The sequence below is a fragment of the Elizabethkingia sp. YR214 genome, assembly GCF_003058195.1.
GTDB lineage: Bacteria > Bacteroidota > Bacteroidia > Flavobacteriales > Weeksellaceae > Elizabethkingia.
Genome location: NZ_QBUH01000001.1, coordinates 563,894 through 581,956, shown reverse-complemented (window position 1 = coordinate 581,956; position 18,063 = coordinate 563,894). Strand labels below are relative to the sequence as shown.

15 protein-coding genes and 2 tRNA genes are annotated in these 18,063 nt (G+C 37.2%); 3 read left to right on the top strand and 14 right to left on the bottom strand.

Annotation, left to right across the window (positions count from 1 at the left end; genetic code table 11):
- Positions 1 to 42: 42 nt before the first annotated feature.
- Together C8J95_RS02620 and C8J95_RS02615 are read left to right on the top strand one after the other, a co-directional pair.
- Positions 43 to 117: transfer RNA gene (locus C8J95_RS02620), tRNA-Val, on the top strand.
- Between the two features lie 29 nt (positions 118 to 146).
- Positions 147 to 221, top strand: a tRNA-Val gene (locus C8J95_RS02615).
- A gap of 32 nt (positions 222 to 253) precedes the next feature.
- On the opposite strand, the gene C8J95_RS02610 is transcribed toward C8J95_RS02615, so the two are convergent.
- The 3 genes from C8J95_RS02610 to C8J95_RS02600 are packed head-to-tail and all read right to left on the bottom strand — an operon-like array spanning position 254 to position 1,922.
- Positions 254 to 1,225 carry a glycosyltransferase family 9 protein gene (locus tag C8J95_RS02610; protein ID WP_107807491.1) on the bottom strand — a complete coding sequence of 324 codons (972 nt, stop codon included), beginning with the start codon at positions 1,223 to 1,225 and terminating at the stop codon, positions 254 to 256.
- Complete coding sequence (locus C8J95_RS02605) at positions 1,222 to 1,641, bottom strand: SufE family protein (RefSeq protein ID WP_009090307.1); 420 nt, start codon at positions 1,639 to 1,641, stop codon at positions 1,222 to 1,224. The genes C8J95_RS02610 and C8J95_RS02605 overlap by 4 nt, the downstream gene beginning before the upstream one ends.
- 53 nt (positions 1,642 to 1,694) lie before the next feature.
- Positions 1,695 to 1,922: a uroporphyrinogen decarboxylase gene (locus tag C8J95_RS02600; RefSeq protein ID WP_107807490.1), complete on the bottom strand. Its 228-nt coding sequence runs from the start codon at positions 1,920 to 1,922 to the stop codon at positions 1,695 to 1,697.
- A gap of 182 nt (positions 1,923 to 2,104) precedes the next feature.
- Between C8J95_RS02600 and C8J95_RS02595 the strand changes: the two genes are divergently transcribed.
- Positions 2,105 to 4,642, top strand: coding sequence for an ATP-dependent Clp protease ATP-binding subunit (locus tag C8J95_RS02595; RefSeq protein WP_059322809.1), 2,538 nt, complete (start codon positions 2,105 to 2,107; stop codon positions 4,640 to 4,642).
- 41 nt (positions 4,643 to 4,683) lie between these two features.
- Here the strand turns inward: C8J95_RS02595 and C8J95_RS02590 are convergent, their stop codons facing one another.
- The 11 genes from C8J95_RS02590 to mraY all read right to left on the bottom strand — a co-directional run bounded on the left by C8J95_RS02590 (position 4,684) and on the right by mraY (position 18,060).
- Positions 4,684 to 6,201: a GH3 auxin-responsive promoter family protein gene (locus C8J95_RS02590; RefSeq protein ID WP_107807489.1), complete on the bottom strand. Its 1,518-nt coding sequence runs from the start codon at positions 6,199 to 6,201 to the stop codon at positions 4,684 to 4,686.
- Between the two features lie 110 nt (positions 6,202 to 6,311).
- Positions 6,312 to 6,722 carry a BrxA/BrxB family bacilliredoxin gene (locus C8J95_RS02585; protein ID WP_009090298.1) on the bottom strand — a complete coding sequence of 137 codons (411 nt, stop codon included), beginning with the start codon at positions 6,720 to 6,722 and terminating at the stop codon, positions 6,312 to 6,314.
- A 247-nt stretch (positions 6,723 to 6,969) separates the two neighbouring features.
- Positions 6,970 to 7,416 carry a GatB/YqeY domain-containing protein gene (locus tag C8J95_RS02580; RefSeq protein ID WP_107807488.1) on the bottom strand — a complete coding sequence of 149 codons (447 nt, stop codon included), beginning with the start codon at positions 7,414 to 7,416 and terminating at the stop codon, positions 6,970 to 6,972.
- A gap of 96 nt (positions 7,417 to 7,512) precedes the next feature.
- Positions 7,513 to 9,345, bottom strand: a complete 1,833-nt coding sequence (gene ftsZ, locus C8J95_RS02575; protein WP_107807487.1) for a cell division protein FtsZ — start codon at positions 9,343 to 9,345, stop codon at positions 7,513 to 7,515.
- Positions 9,346 to 9,408: 63 nt separating this feature from the next.
- Positions 9,409 to 10,770: a cell division protein FtsA gene (ftsA, locus tag C8J95_RS02570; protein ID WP_107807486.1), complete on the bottom strand. Its 1,362-nt coding sequence runs from the start codon at positions 10,768 to 10,770 to the stop codon at positions 9,409 to 9,411.
- A 29-nt stretch (positions 10,771 to 10,799) separates the two neighbouring features.
- Complete coding sequence (locus C8J95_RS02565) at positions 10,800 to 11,699, bottom strand: cell division protein FtsQ/DivIB (protein WP_107807485.1); 900 nt, start codon at positions 11,697 to 11,699, stop codon at positions 10,800 to 10,802.
- A 22-nt stretch (positions 11,700 to 11,721) separates the two neighbouring features.
- Complete coding sequence (murC, locus tag C8J95_RS02560) at positions 11,722 to 13,080, bottom strand: UDP-N-acetylmuramate--L-alanine ligase (protein ID WP_107807484.1); 1,359 nt, start codon at positions 13,078 to 13,080, stop codon at positions 11,722 to 11,724.
- A gap of 16 nt (positions 13,081 to 13,096) precedes the next feature.
- On the bottom strand, positions 13,097 to 14,224 hold the full coding sequence (murG, locus tag C8J95_RS02555) for an undecaprenyldiphospho-muramoylpentapeptide beta-N-acetylglucosaminyltransferase (protein WP_107807483.1): 1,128 nt from the start codon (positions 14,222 to 14,224) through the stop codon (positions 13,097 to 13,099).
- Positions 14,211 to 15,437, bottom strand: coding sequence for an FtsW/RodA/SpoVE family cell cycle protein (locus C8J95_RS02550; RefSeq protein WP_107807482.1), 1,227 nt, complete (start codon positions 15,435 to 15,437; stop codon positions 14,211 to 14,213). Before C8J95_RS02550 ends, murG begins: the two co-directional genes overlap by 14 nt.
- A 12-nt stretch (positions 15,438 to 15,449) precedes the next feature.
- Entirely contained in the window at positions 15,450 to 16,796 is a 1,347-nt protein-coding gene (gene murD, locus C8J95_RS02545; RefSeq protein ID WP_185124587.1) for a UDP-N-acetylmuramoyl-L-alanine--D-glutamate ligase, read from the bottom strand.
- 34 nt (positions 16,797 to 16,830) lie between these two features.
- The gene (mraY, locus tag C8J95_RS02540) at positions 16,831 to 18,060 is read right to left on the bottom strand and encodes a phospho-N-acetylmuramoyl-pentapeptide-transferase (RefSeq protein ID WP_107807480.1); all 1,230 of its coding nucleotides are present in this window, start codon (positions 18,058 to 18,060) and stop codon (positions 16,831 to 16,833) included.
- Between the last annotated feature and the right edge of the window lie 3 nt (positions 18,061 to 18,063).

The following is an 18,063-nucleotide window of genomic DNA, read 5'->3' as shown; positions in this document are numbered from 1 at the left end:
GTATATTTGCACCACTCAAAAAGAGAAAATAACTCTAAAAGAGGGTTCTTAGCTCAGTTGGTTCAGAGCATCTGGTTTACACCCAGAGGGTCGGGGGTTCGAATCCCTCAGGACCCACAAAAGGTTCGAAATCCTTTAAAAAATTCGGGTTCTTAGCTCAGTTGGTTCAGAGCATCTGGTTTACACCCAGAGGGTCGGGGGTTCGAATCCCTCAGGACCCACAAAAAAACTCTCAGTTTTCTGAGAGTTTTTTTTATTTCTTTATCTTATCTATTACTTGTTGTATTTTCAGTTCTTCCAGACAAGCCCAGTCACCACGATAACATTCTTTATCACCAAAAACAGAACATGGCCTGCAGGTTAGATCCTTCACACCTACTACATCTTCTTCTTTTTGTCCGTAGCCTAAAAATCCGGCATATGGATGCGTTGCTCCCCAGACAGAAACCACACGTGTCCCCACCAAAGAAGCTAAATGCATATTGGCCGAATCCATAGATATCATCACCCGAAGTTTCGATATCATATTTAATTCGTCTGAAAGGCTTAGTTTACCCGCTAAAGAAGTTGTATTAGGTATTTCTTTCTCCCATTTGGATAAAACCTCCACTTCGGATGCTCCTCCACCAAAAAAGTAAATATGCTCGCTTTTCGCAAGCTCCCTTACAAGTTCAAAAGATTTCTCAAGAGGCATCATTTTCCCTCTATGCTGAGCAAATGGTGCAAAACCAATTCCGGATTTATCTTTAGTTAAAGGTCTTAATGTATGGGAAAGCTTTACAGAATACCCCATAGAGCGTAAAACATCTGCATATCGTTCAGTTGTTTTTTTCAACTGGTGCTTATTCAGATTCCATACATCAGTAAGTTCTTCTTTATCTTCTTTTCCTTTATTAATCTTATAAACCTTAAAACCTCTCCTTTTAAAGAATAGGTAAAGAATTTTGGATCTGATCACATCATGTAGATCCGCAATAAAATCGGGATTATATTTTTTCAGAAGTTCTTTGGCAAGCCTTCGCATACCAAGAATTCCTTTGTAGTCGTCTATGTTAATTCCGACAAATTCAATTCCTTCAATTCCTTCAAAAAGCCCCGAAAAGCCTTTTCTGGAAACCATTACAATACGAACACCCTTATTTTGTTCGAGAAATTCCCGAAAAACAGGTACAGTCATCGCTACATCGCCAAATGCGGAGAAGCGGTATGCCAAGATAGTTTTCAACTTTTTAACTGAAATGCTACTGCGTAAAATTTAATTTGCTTGGTCATTGCCATCAGCCCGTTTGCACGGGATGGTGAAAGAAACTCCTGAAGGCCTATTTCTTCAATAAATTTAAAATCGGAGTCTAGAATTTCTTGTGTTGAGTGGCCGCTGTATACCTGAGTAAGCATTGCTACAATACCTTTAGGAAGTATTCCGTCGGAATCTGCCTGAAAGAATAATTTACCATCCTTAAATTCAGCATCAATCCATACTTTGGACTGGCACCCGCGAATAAGGTTCTCGTCGGTCTTCTTGTCCTCAGATAATCCTTTCAATTCTTTACCCAAATCAATGATATATTCATATTTCTGCTCCCAGTCTTCCAGGAAAGCAAAATCATCTACTAAAGCCTTCTGTTTTTCTTGAATTGTCATTATTAAAATGCTTTATGCAAAGGTAAAGATTTTGGAAGAAATGATCATATAATCTACTTTTTTACCTTTTTCTGAAGAAGATAGTAAACCTGAATGAAACAGATAATTGCATTGGGTATAATAATCGGCCAAAGCATCCCTCTGTAAATACCATAAATTACAAAGCAAATACAACCTGCCAGATTAATAAGTCTGATTTTTAATACGTCTTTCGGTATAAAGCCCAGAACTATTAGTACTGATGCTATATAACCTACAATTTCAACCCAGCTTTCATTCATAACGAATACAATTTTGGCGCAAACCTAATAAACAATTCGCTTAAAATCAAATCTTTTTGTGCCATAACGGCATATTTTTTCTTTGGTAAGATGTTTGCAAATTTCAATAAGCTGAAAAACTTCTATAACAAAACAAGAACTTTTTCAGAAATAACTTTTAAATTAGTATACATTTTAAAATCATGGAATATCAATTCTCAAAAGGGATGAACCAAGTGTTCAACAATAGCCGTAATGAGGCCAAGAGATTGCAGAGTGAATTCCTCAATACTGAACATTTATTATTGGGTATTATAAAGTCTGAGAACTCTTCCGCTTACGCTATTCTTGAGGATTTCAACGCCGACTTAACACAAATAAGAAGAAAGATTGAAAGCCTTAACATAACTAGTAACAACCCGAATGCTATGGTAACGGAAAAGATTCCGTTAACTAAAATGGCAGATCAGGCTATTAAACGTGCAGCACTTGAATGCAGATTATATAAATCTACAGAAGTGAATACTGTACACCTGTTACTGGGTATTTTGTATAAAACCGAAGATCCGACAACCAGCATTCTGGAGTCTTACGACATCGATTATCAAGCTGTATCCAAGCACTATAAATCTATGCTGAAGGAAAACGGCGATTTGCCTAAAAATCAGGCATTCGATGATGATGAAGACAAAGATGATGCATTCAGTCAGATGAAAAAACCTTCCGGAAATCTGGGAACAGGTAAGAGTAAAACTCCGGTTCTTGATAACTTCGGTAGAGATCTTACCGGACTTGCAAGAGACGGAAAACTAGATCCTGTAATCGGCCGTGAAAAAGAGATTGAGAGAGTATCTCAAATTCTTTCCAGAAGAAAGAAAAACAATCCTCTTCTAATCGGTGAACCAGGAGTAGGTAAATCTGCTATTGCTGAAGGTTTAGCACTAAGAATACACCAGAAAAAAGTATCCCGTGTATTATTCAATAAAAGAGTAATCACTCTGGATCTGGCAAGTCTTGTTGCAGGAACTAAGTACAGAGGACAGTTTGAAGAAAGAATGAAGGCTATTATGTCTGAGCTGGAGAAAAACAGAGATGTAATTCTGTTTATCGATGAGCTTCATACTATTGTTGGTGCCGGAAGTTCTACAGGATCTCTGGATGCTTCAAACATGTTCAAGCCTGCTTTGGCAAGAGGCGAAATCCAATGTATTGGTGCTACAACTCTGGACGAATATCGTCAGTACATCGAGAAAGATGGTGCTTTAGAGCGTCGTTTCCAAAAAGTAATGGTAGAACCTACCACTATTGAAGAAAGTATTCAGATCCTTAACCAGATCAAAGATAAATATGAGGAGTATCACAATGTAACTTATACTGATGATGCTATCAAAGCTTGTGTTAATTTAACAGCAAGATATATCACCGACCGTTTCCTTCCGGATAAAGCAATTGATGCTTTAGACGAGGCCGGATCTCGTGTTTATATCAAAAACATGAAAGTTCCTACCGAAATTATCGAGTACGAAAAAGCGATAGAAGAGGTAAAAGAGCAAAAGCAGAAAGCTGTAAAAGCACAGGATTATCTTGAAGCCCGCAAGCTTAAAGATGAGGAAGAACGTCTACAAATTGAACTTAACCTTGCTCAGGAAAACTGGGATAAAGAGGTAAAAGAGAAGAAAGAAGTTGTTACCGAAGAGAATGTTGCTGAAGTAGTATCTATGATGAGTGGTGTTCCGGTAACTAAAGTAGGCAAAAACGAGCTGGATAAACTTTCCCAGATGGATGCCATGCTTAACGGTAAAGTTATCGGTCAGGAAGATGCAGTTCGCAAAGTTGTAAAAGCAATTCAGAGAAACCGCGCAGGGTTAAAAGATCCGAACAGACCTATCGGAACATTTATTTTCCTTGGTACAACTGGTGTTGGTAAAACAGAATTAGCCAAAGTAATGGCTCGTGAACTTTTTGATTCAGACGAAGCACTAATCAGAATAGACATGAGTGAATACATGGAGAAATTTGCTGTGAGCCGATTAGTAGGTGCGCCTCCGGGATATGTAGGCTATGAAGAAGGTGGACAACTTACAGAAGCTGTACGCAGAAAGCCTTATGCTGTAGTTCTTTTGGATGAGATCGAAAAGGCTCACCCAGATGTATTCAATATTCTTCTTCAGATTCTGGATGAAGGACATGTTACTGATAGCTTGGGTAGAAAAGTAGACTTCCGTAATACCATTATTATCCTGACTTCAAATATCGGAACCAGAGATCTTAAAGATTTCGGTGATGGTGTAGGGTTCGGAACTTCAGCTAAAAAGTCTACATCAGACACCAGAGCAAGAAGTACAATTGAAAATGCTCTTAAAAAAGCATTTGCTCCTGAATTCCTGAACAGAATAGATGACATTGTAATCTTCAACTCTCTGGAAAAAGATGATATTAAGAAAATCATTAACCTGGAGTTAGGTAAATTGTATAGCAGACTGGAAAAACTTGACTACCATGTTGAGCTTTCCGATGAAGCTACCGAGTTCATTGCTGAAAAAGGCTGGGATAAAGATTTTGGTGCCCGTCCGTTGAAGCGTGCAATTCAGAAATACATTGAAGATCTGCTGGCAGAAATGCTTGTAAACAAACAGTTGAAAGAAGGCGATAAAATCACCCTTAAGATTAATGAGGCTAAAGATGCTCTGGAAGCAGAGAAGTCTCCTAAAAAGAAGGAAAAAGAGCCTAAAACTTCATAAAAACAAGATCCCTCAGAAAATTCTGAGGGATTTTTTATTTTTTAATATTTATTCATATCTAAAAGCGGGTCTATATATTCCCGGTTGTTACTTAGTCTCGGCACTTTATTTTGTCCACCAAGCTTTCCTCTGCTATTCATCCAGTCATAGAACAGGTTTGATTTGGCTATATGAACTACCGGCTCTTTAAGAGTTATATTGTTATAACGTTTTGCCTCATAATCTGAATTAACTTTCTTTAGAGTATCATCGAATATACGAGTAAAAGCTTCAATTTCAGATGGCTTTCTAGAGAATTCTATCACCCATTCATGTGCACCGGATTCGTTTCCGTTCATATATATTGGTGCTCCTGTATAATCTATAATTTCCGAATTGGTATAATCACAGGCTTTTTTTAGTGCAACTTCAACATTATCTATCATCAGTTCCTCACCAAAAGTATTGATATAATGCTTGGTTCTTCCGGAAACCTTTATTCTGTAAGGATTGGTTGAAGTAAACTTTACGGTATCGCCTATCAGGTAACGCCATAGCCCACCATTTGTAGTCAACACCATTGCATAATTCTTTCCGATCTCTACATCTTCAAGGGTAATTGTTTTAGGGTGAGATTCTCCGAAGTGTTCCATCGGGATAAATTCATAGAAAATTCCGTAGTCCAGCATCAAGAGCATATCGTCCGCTCCAGACCTGTCCTGAATACCAAAGAATCCTTCTGATGCATTATAAATCTCGTAGTAATTGATATCCTTACCCATCAACTGCTTATATTGATCTTTGTAAGGGATAAAGCTTATACCACCATGGAAAAATACTTCAAGATTTGGCCAGAGTTGTCCTATATTATCTGCATTGGTTTCTTTCAGTAATCTTAGAAGTAAAACCATCATCCAGCTTGGCACTCCGGTTAGGCTGCCAACATCCTGGCTTTTAACCTCAGCAGTTATTGCTTTTAGTTTACTCTCCCACTCTCCCATTAATGAGACCTTTCTGCTCGGAGTATTAATGACTTCTACCCAATACGGAAGATTCTCAATAAGTATTGCCGACAGGTCTCCAAACTTGGTATTGAAATCCTGATACATTTCTGAACTTCCCCCCAAGCGAAGGTTTTTATGCTGAAAGAGTTCGGATTCAGGATGGTTATTCACATAGAGTGCGATAAGGTCTTTTCCTGCTTTATAATGGCAGTCCTCAAGACTTTCTTCTGTAATTGGAATAAACTTACTCTTGGCATTAGTTGTGCCCGAGGATTTAGCGAAACGCTTAATTTGTCCGGGCCAGATAATATCTGATTCGCCCTGACGGGCCTTTTCTATATAAGGTTCAAAATCTTCGTAGCTAACAATAGGGATTCTATTTTGAAAATCGCTAATGCTGGAAATACTTTTGAAACCATATTTTAGTCCGTATTCAGTATCCTCTGCGAGAAAAAGTTGAGAAAAGAGGACCCCTTTTTGCGTTTCGTAGGGATGAGCAATGAAGCGCTCAATCTGGTCTATTCTTCTCCCAATAAACCAGTTTACCACAGAATTGAAAAGCGCTTTTGTTGCCATAAAATGCCTAAAAAACAAATATAATGTTTTTTAGCTTTTGTAAAGATTTTTTGACAAAGAAAAAGCCATCCTTAAAAAGATGGCTTAAATTTATCATTACAAATAGCTAATTAGCAATATTCGTTGTAAGCTGCCTGAAGGTTAGCTGCTATAGCTCCTGCAGGGTTACCTTCGATGTGGTGACGCTCTAGCATGTGTACTAACTCACCATCTTTAAATAATGCTACTGCCGGAGAAGAAGGTGGGAACGGAGCTAAAAGCTTTCTAGCTTCTGCTACCGCTTCGGTATCATATCCTGCAAAAGCAGTTGTAAGATGATCTGGTTTTTTATCACCTAATAAAGATGCTATAACACCTGGTCTTGCTGCACCTGCTGCACAACCACATACAGAGTTAATTACTAACAGGGTTGTTCCTTGTTGTTTTATAGCCTCGTCTACTGCCTCAGGAGTAGTAAGATCTTCGAATCCGTTGCTGGTAAGTTCTGCCTTCATAGGCAATACTAAATCTGATGGATACATAATTTAATTTTTTTATAATAATTGAAATATCTCATACAAAAGTAAACATATTTTACAGATGTATCAATATACTACATCTATGAAAAATATGTTCAATAGTAATCGGACATTATGACAAAAAACCCAGAACCAACTCGTAGTTCCGGGTTTAAATCAAACCGATATACAGATTAATGATATCTCAAATTAAATGCTAGCGTATGAATTCAGAAGAAAGAATAGATTTCTTTCCTCCTTTCTTTCATATCTAACTCAATAGCTTTTTAGCCATTTCCGAAATACTTTTCCCATCGGATTTTCCGGCTAATGCTTTGGAGGCTACCCCCATTACTTTACCTAAGTCTTTTGCTCCTTCAGCTCCGGATTCTTCAATAATTTTCTTTATTTCAGCTTCCAGTTCTTCTGTGCTTAACTGTGCAGGTAAGAATTTTTCTATAACCTTTGTCTGAGCTTCTTCTACCTCAGCAAGGTCCTGACGATTCTGAGCATTGAATTGCTCCATAGAGTCTTTACGCTGCTTCACCATTCTCTGTAGAATTGCAATTTCTTGCTCTGGTGTAACATCTGCTCCTTTTCCGTCAGTTTTCACTAATATTATTTGGGCTTTAATAGCACGCAATGCATCCAGAGCGACTTTGTCTTTCTCCTTCATGGCTGTCTTCATTGCGTCCATTACTTTTACTTCTAAGCTCATCTTATTTTAAGATTTAACAATGTATCAATATAACAGTTTACCAATAATTGCTCAGAGGGAGGTTGTTATATTGATACATTTTTACATTGTTATAATTTAGTCTACGTCTTTATTTAAAAAACGGTTTTCACGAAGATTCATCTGTCCTTTGTCTTCGGAAAAGAATGAATTAATAGTATGATCGGAAGCATTTTCTCCGTCGATATTAATATTCTTTCTCTTGAATGCAGGAATCGTTTCAAAAGCATTTTCAGCTTCTGTATTAACGAATCTGGAGTTAAACTCTTTCAGTTTATTACGACGCTCTTCAATCTTTAATTGATTTTCATTTAAAGGAGCTTTGTTTACAATACTGATTTCTTCTTCGTATGGCTTTTCAACAATAGTAATATTTTCTATTGTTACTTCTGAAGGGTTTTCTACTGGTGTTTGCGTAACCTCAGCTTCTACAACTTCATTAACCTGTGTTTCTTCTATTCTGTTTGCAGGTTCCTGTACCTCAACTCTATCATCTGCAAAGTTGAATGTAAAAGCTACCGGCTTTTCTTCTTCTTCGAATAATTCTCCGTTAAATTGGAAATCCTGAGCCTGATCTTCTTTTGCCTGAGGTTCTCCGGTAAAAGAAAATAAATTGAACTCATTACTATCATTCTCTAGTTTCCAGTTCTGATCACCAAAACCTTCTTCCTCTTTATCTAAAAACTGAATTTCAGTAGGCGTTTCTTCTACAAAAAATTGTGCTCTGTCTGCACTTTTTTCTATAGAATTAACTGGAAATTCGGGTCTTGGAGCATCATCCTCATCATCTAAACGAAATAAATCTTTTCCTGAAGTAACAACTTGCTCTTCGGAAGTTTTGAATGGGGATTCTCTTTTTATCTGAGGTGCAGATTTATCTTCGGAAAGGCTGTGTACAATTTTTTCCGTAGGTCCTGAATATTTTTGATGCTCTTTTGCAAATCCTGTAGCAATAACAAGTACGCTTACAGAATCTCCTAATTCTTCATCGGAGCCAACCCCGAAAATGATATCCGCTGTATGTCCTGCTTCTTTTTGGATGTGGTCCATAATGATACCGATTTCGTCCATGGTAACTTCTTCGTTTCCACTTCTGATCAATAGCAAAACATTCTTTGCTCCTGTAATTTTATTATCATTCAACAATGGAGAATCTAATGCCTTCTTAACAGCATCTTCTGCTTTGTTCTCACCGGAAGCAATACCGTTAGACATTAATGCTGTACCACTATTCTGAAGTACAGATTTAGCATCACGGAAGTCAATGTTTACATCAAAATAACCGGTAATAACCTCGGCCATCCCTTTTGCAGCATTGGTTAAAACCTCATCGGCTTTTGAGAAACCTGATTTGAAACCAAGGTTACCAAATTGTTGACGAAGCTTATCGTTATTAATAACAATTAATGAATCGACATTATTGCGCAGCTTTTCAAGACCAAGTTCAGCTTGTTCTAATCTTCTTTTCCCTTCGAAGCTAAACGGAATAGTTACAATACCTACGGTAAGGATACCCATTTCTTTTGCAACTTTAGCAATTACTGGGGCCGCACCGGTACCAGTACCACCTCCCATTCCGGCAGTGATAAATACCATTTTGGTATTTTGTCCCATAGAGGCTTTGATATCGTCGATACTTTCAATAGCTGCCTTTTCTCCAACCTCAGGATCTGCTCCGGCACCAAGACCTTCGGTCATGGTTACACCCAACTGTACTTTGTTGGCAACAGGGTTATTGTCTAATGTCTGCGCATCGGTATTACAAATGACGAAATCTACTCCATGAATCCCTCTCTCGTACATGTGCTTCAGTGCGTTGTTACCACCTCCTCCAACACCGATAACTTTTATAATTGATGAATTTCCTTTTGGCAAATCAAACTGAAATCCTTGTACACTTATATTTTCCATTCTTTGTTTCGTTTATATAACGGTCTGCAAAATTTAGCAAACTTTAATGATATTTAAAAAAAATTATTCAACTTCTTCGAAAAATTTTCGAACTTTCTCCATAATAGACTGTCCCAGAGTAGGCTTCATCTTATTCTTACTCGCCTCTGCTACCGGAGTTTGTGCTATAACTTCTGTTGTATTTTCGGTTACAGTTTCTTTCTTATCAGTAACTGTTTCGGTTACCTGTTCAACAATCTCAGGTTCCTCAAAAGCTCTCTTATCTCTAATTTTTAAGCTCTCCATAAGAAGTCCGATAGAAGTAGCAAATTCAGGACCTTTTAAAAACTGGTTCTTATCATTCGCTACATATTCGTTTGCATAACCAATTCTGGCATCAAATCCGGTTATATAATTGGAAAGCTGACGAAGGTGTCTAAGATTAGATCCGCCTCCTGTAAGTACAATACCTGCAATAAGTTTTTTCTTTTGCTCGTATGCACCATAACCTTTTAGTTCATTATTTACCATTTCCAGAATCTCTTCTACTCTCGCATTAATAATTTGCGCCAAAGTTTTTAAGGAGATCTCTTTGTCTGGTCTTCCATGAAGTCCAGGAATGGTAACAAAAGTTGAATCTTTTTCTAATTCGGGAACAGCAGAACCAAATTTTACTTTTAGTTTTTCTGCATGGTTCTCGATGATAGAACATCCTTCTTTAATATCATCTGTAATAATTCCTCCGCCATAAGGAATAACGCATGTATGACGGATAATATTGTCTTTAAATATTGCGACATCAGTAGTACCTCCTCCGATATCTACGATTGCAACACCTGCTTCTTTTTCTTCTTTTGTAAGAACTGCTTCGGAAGATGCTAATGGCTCTAGCGTAAGAGCTTCCATATCTAATCCGGCTTCTTTTACACAACGTGCAATATTACGGATAGATCCCATCTGCCCAACAACAACGTGGAAGTTGGCTTCCAGTCTCTTTCCGTGCATTCCTATAGGTTCCTGAATCTCTCCTTCAGAATCTACTTTGTATTCCTGAGGTAATACATGGATAATTTCTTCACCTGGAAGCATTACCAGCTTTTTCACCTGGTTTTTAAGTTGTTCTATATCGTCTTCAGTAATATATCTATCCGGATGCTCTCGCATTATATAATCGGAATGCTGTAAGCTTCGGATGTGCTTACCGGCAATACCTACTGTAACATTCTTTATTTTCACTCCCGCACTTTTCTCAGCTTCGGAAACAGCTGCCTGAATAGAGCTTATCGTTTGTGAAATATTGTTAACAATGCCCTTATGAACGCCAAGACTTTTACTTCGTCCTACGCCCATTATTTCAATTTTTCCATGAGCATTTTTTCTGCCCACAATGGCTACAATCTTGGTAGTCCCAATGTCGAGCCCTACTGCAAATTCGTTTGTTTCCATCACTATCTCTAATTATTCAGTTTGATTTATTATTTTTTTTCTTTCTTTTTATCTTTAGCTTGTGTCTTTTTGCCCTTTTCTTTTTTGTGCTCGGGCTTTTTCTCGGGAGGAGCTTTCTTCTTTTCCGGAGCTTTTTTATCCGAGACCAATACTGGTCTTGCAATAATATTATTTGGTAATTTCTGAGTTAAAAGGCTGTCAGCATCTGATTTAAAGCCCTTTCGTAATGTTGTTACAATCTGGTTATTATACTTTACCGATACTTGTCTGTACTTCATTGGATCCTGGTAGATAAGATACTTTTCAGCAAAAGTTTTAAAGCCTTTTAGTTTAAAGTCTATATTTTCCAGATCTCCCAATTGCACCTTGAAGTTTCCTTCATCAGTAAGCAACTCATAATTTCCCCCTTCTTTATTTATTCCTACAAAATATCTTTTGTTGAAATCATCTTTTCCTATTTTAGCAATAAGCTCTGACAGTGCTTTATAATCTTCTTTTGGAATATCCCCGGAAACTAACATACACGGGTATGAAAATTTATCTGAAAGAGGAAATTCTTCACCATTGCTATCCACATAATATTGCTTCGCACCATCGTTTATTCTCATAAACGGTACTCTTTGCTTTACATCTACATTTAGTACTCCATTCAGGTTAAGATACACATTTGCGCTGTCTACTGCTTTAAGAGCATTCAATTTTTTTTCAAGTGCGGGTATATCTAAGGTTCCTACCTTCCCTGAAGGGTTACTTTTCTTTACAATACTTTTTACGGTTGCTTCATCTATAAAATATACAGGTGTTTCCTGTGTTAAGTCTATTTTTAGCTTCTGCTCTTTGGTACTGAATCGTTTCAATGAAAAATTGAGTAAAAATGCCAAAAGCACTATTACTACGAAGATTTTTAATATTCTGTATTTATTTTTCATATTCTTTTGAAACGCACTGCTCCTATTCTTTTTCTTTTCCCATCCATTCCATAATCGGATCGTACAGGGTATCTATATTTCCTGCTCCGACTGTTAGAAGAATATCAAATTCTTTATTTTTAATTTTTTCAAATGCATCCTGAAGGCTGCTTATTTCTTTCTTTTCACTTTTTACTTTTTCTAATAACCAATCAGAAGTTACGCCTTCTATTGGTAATTCACGAGCCGGATATATATCTAATAAGATCAGCTCTTCTCCTTTGCTTAAACTTTCAGCAAAACCATCTACGAAATCTCTTGTTCTGGTAAATAAGTGTGGCTGAAAAACTATTAATAGCTTTTTATCGGGATAAAAGGTTTTTATTGAACCAATTACAGCATTTAGTTCAGTTGGGTGATGTGCATAGTCATCAATATATATTTTCCCGTTCTCAAAGAAATGCTTGGTATATCTTCTTTTAATCCCTTTAAAAGATTTAATTCCTTTTTTAAGGTCTTCATAGCTTGCTCCCAGCTGGTGTACAATTGCTATTGCTACAGTCGCGTTTTCTACATTATGAATCCCCGGTAAGTGCCATTCAAAATCCTCAATAGTTTCATCCCCGGCATGAAAATCAAATCGAAGTGTTCCGCCTTCCATACGGATATGATCGGAGTAATAGTCAGCTTCTTCATTTACAGCATAGGATACTGCATCTCTGCCAATATCAAGTCCTTTACGGACAAATAGCTGCTGACCATCAGGAACCAATCCTGCAAAATCTCTGAATGATTCCTCTATTGTATTTTTATCACCATAAATATCTAAATGATCTGCATCCATTGAGGTTACAACTGCCCACTTTGGGCGAAGGTTCATGAAAGAACGATCATATTCATCAGCTTCTACAACGGATATATCTGTACCATTGAAAATGAAATTAGATCCATAATTTTCTGCAATACCTCCTAAAAAACCTGAGAAAGGAAGATTCGCAACTTTACACAGGTGTGTAATCAGCGTAGAAGTTGTAGTTTTCCCATGTGTCCCGGCTACAGCTACACATTCTGTAGTTTCAGTAAGAATTCCCAAAACTTTAGCTCTCTTCATTATGGTAAAGCCCTTCTCTGTAAAGTAGTCTAAAATTTTAAGATTCTTAATTGCTGGTGTAAAAACAATTAATGTATTTTCAGGAGTCAGGTTCTCTTCTACATCAGTTAATATATCATCGAAATTTATTGTTATTCCTTCTGTCTGAAGGGCATTGGTAAGTTTGGTATGCGTTTTATCATAACCCACCACCTTTTTGCCTACAGAATGGAAGTAACGCGCCAGCGTACTCATTCCGATTCCTCCAATTCCTATAAAATAATAGTTTTCGTATGTATTAACATCAGCCATCTGACTTCTTGTTTTTTTAATTTTTATTGTGGTTAAATCCTGTTTTATTCAATATTTCATCTACAATTTGTTTTGTAGCTTCTGGTTTTCCAAATTTCTCCAGATTTACCATCATTTCTTTTCTCAGCGCTTCATTTTCACAAATCTGCTCCAGCGTATTCCAGAATTTGTCTTTCATTTCTATATCCTTAACCATAAAGGCTGCATTTTGATCAACCAGACTTTGAGCATTTTTGGTCTGATGGTCTTCTGCTGCAGTTGGTAACGGGATTAGTAAAATAGGCTTTACTGCTACCGCAAGTTCAGAAATAGCGATTGCCCCTGCACGGGAAACAATAACATCTGCTGCAGAATAAGCTGTTCCCATATCTTTAATAAACTCATTCAGTGAAATCTGACCTTCAGCACTACTCAGGTTTTGAATTTCCTGATTTTTATTTAGTGCTTCATAATCAAGTTTTCCTGTCTGCCATATCAACTGATAGCCTTTTTCAGTCAACTTATCCAGATTATCTTTCCATCCGTTATTCAGTGTTCTGGAACCCTGACTTCCTCCTACGGAAAGTATAGTTAATTTATTCTGTAATCCTAATTTTTCTTTTGCTACTTCCGGAGCCAACTTGTCATCTATAATATTCTGACGTATTGGATTTCCAAGAAATTTAACTTCTGTATTTGGAAAAAAACTTTCCATTCCCGGATAAGCGGTAAATACTGCTTTAGCCTTTTTCGACAGGATTTTATTGGTAACCCCGGGAAAAGAGTTTTGCTCCTGAATAAATGTAGGAACTCCTAACTGAGATGCAGCCCATAAAGCCGGTCCACTGGCAAAACCTCCGGTTCCGACAGCAAAATCGGGTTTGAAGTTTCTGATAATTTTCTTTGCTTTAGAAATACTGCTCAGTAATCTGAATGGCAGTTTAAAGTTTGATAAAATATTACCTCTGTCGAATCCTGCAATATCCAGTCCTTCAATTTTAAATCCGGCCTGTGGAACTTTTTCCATTTCCATCTTTCCCAAAGCTCCGATAAACATAAACTCTGCATCCGGAAATCTTTTTTGAATTTCCTGAGCAATAGAAACCGCCGGAAAAATATGCCCTCCGGTTCCTCCTCCGCTTAATAATACTCTAGGCGATGTCATTTATTTCTTCTACTGTTTGTTTTTTACCCATTCCTTCTTCTTCGTTGGTCAGAATTCTTGAGCTTACACTTAATATAATTCCTAACTGCAGATAGGTCACCAACATAGATGTACCTCCGTAGCTAATCAGTGGCAATGGCTGCCCTGTAACCGGAATAAGATTAACTGCCACTGCTATATTTACGGATAGCTGTACAAAAATCATAACTCCTAATGCCAATACCAGCAAAGAACCAAAGAACATTGGAATCTTACTGGCAATCATTACAATTCTTACGATCATAATGAAATATAATGTAATAAGTATTGTTGCCCCAATAGCGCCATACTCTTCTACAATAATTGCAAAAATAAAATCGGATACTGACTGTGGCAAAGTTTGTTTTAATGCACTTTTACCAGGTCCCATTCCTATAGCCCCACCATGTACTATCGCAGCTTTTGCCTGCATTACCTGATAGTTTTTTGCTTTATCCTCTTCGGTTAAAGCTTCATCTTTTTTCTTGCTGAATGCCTCAATACGGCTTTTCCAAGTATGTACACGGTTTCCGCCAATAAGATTAGTATTGAGAGCAACTACAAGGAAGATTCCTGCAAATATTCCCATTGCCCCGGAGAAGCCTATAATATACTTCAGCGGAAGTCTTCCCAGTGCCATTACTATTAAAGATACAAACATGATCATTAATGCTGTGGAACCATTATCCTTTGCTACAAGACCAAACACTAATAGTGTAGGGCCAAATAAGTAAATAATATTCTCTATTGGCAATCTTTCTCTGGTGATCTTTTTTGTCAGATATCTACAGATGTAAATAATCAACATTAAATAAGCAAATGTAGACGGCTGGAAAGATATTGGTGTACCAGGTATCTTTAGCCAACGAGATGCACTGGCTCCATCAATTTTCTGCCCCGTAAATGTGGTTAGTAACAATAGAAAAACGGTAACTCCGAGTAAAATACTGCTCAGCTTTCCGATGTACTCATACTTAACAACCCCTACAAGGCGCATAATACCTAACCCCAGAAGTACAAAGAAAATATGCTTGATTACGTGACCTGTTGTGGTACCATTATTTACAATATATTCCAGGTTAGAGCTGGCAGAATATACCGGAAATATGGAAAAAATGGAAATCAAAATGATAACCATCCAAAGGACTTTATCTCCCTTCAGAAATTCAAATTTGTTATCGTTACTATTTTCCATTTTTACGTTTGCTTAATCTTCTTTTACTTCTTCTCCTTCTAATACATACTTTTTGAACTGATCCCCGCGATCTTCGTAGCTCTTGAATAAATCGAAGCTAGAACAACATGGTGCCAGTAATACAGTATCTCCCGGTTCGGCAATGCTTTTGCAAAGCTTTACGCATTCTTCCATGCTAGAGGTCTCAAAAATCAAATCTTTTTTGTTTCTGAAGAATTGAATGATCTTTTCATTATCAAGTCCCAGGCATACAATAGCACGAACTTTCTTCTTTACCAGATCTTCAATTTCTGTATAATCATTTCCTTTATCTATTCCGCCTACAATCCATATTGCAGGGTATTTCACGCTTTCCAGTGCATAATATGCAGCATTTACATTGGTTGCTTTACTGTCATTGATGTATTTCACATCATTAATAACAGCAACCTGCTCCAACCTGTGTGGAACAGCCTGAAATGTCATCAGACTATTGCGGATACTTTCATTACTAATATTTAGCAGTTTACCTGCTATACTTGCCGCTAAACTATTGGCAACATTATGATTTCCTACAAGCGAAAGATCAGAAATTTTCATTCTGAAGTCGTCCTGAAGTTTAACTACTAATTCATTATCAACAGAATAACCACCTTCACTTAGTTTCTCTTTCATAGAGAAAGGAATCATTGTCGCATTAATCTCCAGAGACTGAAGAATTTTCTGGCTCATTTCATCATCTTTATTGTAGATGAAATAGTTGTCATTTTCCTGATTTTCTGCAATTCTGAATTTTGCTAAAGCATATTCTTCATAATTGTAGTTATACTGGTCTAAATGATCCTGAGACAGGTTCAGAAGTAAACTAATATATGGTCTGAAATTCTGAATATCATCTAACTGGAAGCTACTTACTTCAAGTACATAATAGTCAAAATCCTCAGTTGCTACCTGATAAGCAAAGCTTTTTCCAATATTTCCGCCTAGTCCTACATTATATCCATCATTTTTCAGGATATGATAGATTAGTGAGGTAGTAGTAGTTTTACCATTACTTCCGGTAACTGCAATTATTTTAGCATCGGTGAAGTGATAAGCAAACTCCAACTCTGAAGAAAGCCTAATACCTTTCTGATGAATTCTACCTACGATTTCTGCTTTCTTAGGTATTCCCGGACTTTTAATAATCCAGTCTGCCTGTAATATCCGATCTTCATCATGACTTCCCTCCTCGAAATCTATTGCATTATCGAGAAGTATCTTCTTATAATTATCTCTTATAGATCCTTGATCTGATAAAAAAACATCCAGGCCCTTTTTCTTAGCCAGAAAGGCAGCACCAACGCCGCTTTCACCGCCACCCAGGATAACAACTTTCATCCTTCCGCTCTGGATCTCTGCATGCTTTTCCATTTTATCTTACTTTTAGTGTAATTAGACAAATAACCGCCAGCATAATTCCTATAATCATAAATCTGTTCACAATTTTAGATTCGTGATAAGATTTTTTTTGATAATGGTGATGTAATGGAGACATCAGGAAAATTCTTTTTCCTTCTCCAAATTTCTTCTTCGTATATTTAAAATAAGCTACCTGAAGCATTACAGACACAAGTTCTATTAAGAACACTCCGCAAAGCACAGGGATTAATAATTCTTTTCTTAGAATAATAGCCAGTACTGCAATTACGCCACCCAACATAAGACTTCCCGTATCTCCCATAAAAACCTGAGCCGGATATGTATTATACCAGTAGAAACCAATAACGGCTCCTACCATTGCAATCGCAAATATGGTTGTTTCTCCCATATTTGGAAGGAACATAATATTGAGATAATCGGCGAAAATAATATTCCCCGACAAGTAGGCAAAGAATGCCAGTGTAGCTAATATTATAGCACTGGTTCCAGCAGCAAGCCCGTCTATACCATCCGTAATGTTGGCTCCATTAGATACTGCTGTTACAATAAAGATAACCACCGGAATGAAAATAATCCATGCCCATTCCTGTGCCTGAGCATCGTCCATCCAGAATAAAATTTTGCTGTAATCAAACTCATTATTTTTTGCAAATGGTACTGTAGATACAACTGCCTTTTCTGGTGGCGCAAAGTTCTTTTCGATATTTTGTCTGTTCTCCGGTGATGCATTGGCATATTTACGCTGAACAGTAATATCTGAGTGGAAATACATGGTAACTCCTACAATAAGGCCAAGTCCTACCTGTCCTATTACTTTGAAAATACCTCGAAGTCCATCTTTATTTTTCTTTACTTTTTTCAAATAATCATCCAGGAAACCAATTGCTCCCATCCAAACCATAGAAACAATAAGCAAAACAATGTACACATTCCATACACGTGTAAACAATAATACAGGAACAATAGTGGCCAGAATTATAATGAGTCCTCCCATAGTAGGGGTTCCTTCTTTCTGTTTCTGCCCTTCCAGTCCTAAGTCTCTTACCAATTCCCCCATTTGCTTTCTGCGTAAAAAGTTAATGATTCTTTTTCCGTAGATCATAGCTATCGCCAGGGACATTAAAATAGATAACCCTGCTCTGAAGGAAATATACTTCAGCAAATTCATACCTGGAATGTGAATTCCGTGTGCGGTTAAGTATTCGTATAGATAGTATAACATAGG

Coding starts and splice junctions, on each gene's coding strand:
- C8J95_RS02605 (WP_009090307.1), bottom strand. CDS start 1,641: ATGACAATTCAAGAAAAACAGAAGGCTTTAGTAGATGATTTTGCTTTC.
- C8J95_RS02600 (WP_107807490.1), bottom strand. CDS start 1,922: ATGAATGAAAGCTGGGTTGAAATTGTAGGTTATATAGCATCAGTACTA.
- C8J95_RS02595 (WP_059322809.1), top strand. CDS start 2,105: ATGGAATATCAATTCTCAAAAGGGATGAACCAAGTGTTCAACAATAGC.
- C8J95_RS02590 (WP_107807489.1), bottom strand. CDS start 6,201: ATGGCAACAAAAGCGCTTTTCAATTCTGTGGTAAACTGGTTTATTGGG.
- C8J95_RS02585 (WP_009090298.1), bottom strand. CDS start 6,722: ATGTATCCATCAGATTTAGTATTGCCTATGAAGGCAGAACTTACCAGC.
- C8J95_RS02580 (WP_107807488.1), bottom strand. CDS start 7,416: ATGAGCTTAGAAGTAAAAGTAATGGACGCAATGAAGACAGCCATGAAG.
- ftsZ (WP_107807487.1), bottom strand. CDS start 9,345: ATGGAAAATATAAGTGTACAAGGATTTCAGTTTGATTTGCCAAAAGGA.
- ftsA (WP_107807486.1), bottom strand. CDS start 10,770: ATGGAAACAAACGAATTTGCAGTAGGGCTCGACATTGGGACTACCAAG.
- C8J95_RS02565 (WP_107807485.1), bottom strand. CDS start 11,699: ATGAAAAATAAATACAGAATATTAAAAATCTTCGTAGTAATAGTGCTT.
- murC (WP_107807484.1), bottom strand. CDS start 13,080: ATGGCTGATGTTAATACATACGAAAACTATTATTTTATAGGAATTGGA.
- murG (WP_107807483.1), bottom strand. CDS start 14,224: ATGACATCGCCTAGAGTATTATTAAGCGGAGGAGGAACCGGAGGGCAT.
- C8J95_RS02550 (WP_107807482.1), bottom strand. CDS start 15,437: ATGGAAAATAGTAACGATAACAAATTTGAATTTCTGAAGGGAGATAAA.
- murD (WP_185124587.1), bottom strand. CDS start 16,796: ATGAAAGTTGTTATCCTGGGTGGCGGTGAAAGCGGCGTTGGTGCTGCC.
- mraY (WP_107807480.1), bottom strand. CDS start 18,060: ATGTTATACTATCTATACGAATACTTAACCGCACACGGAATTCACATT.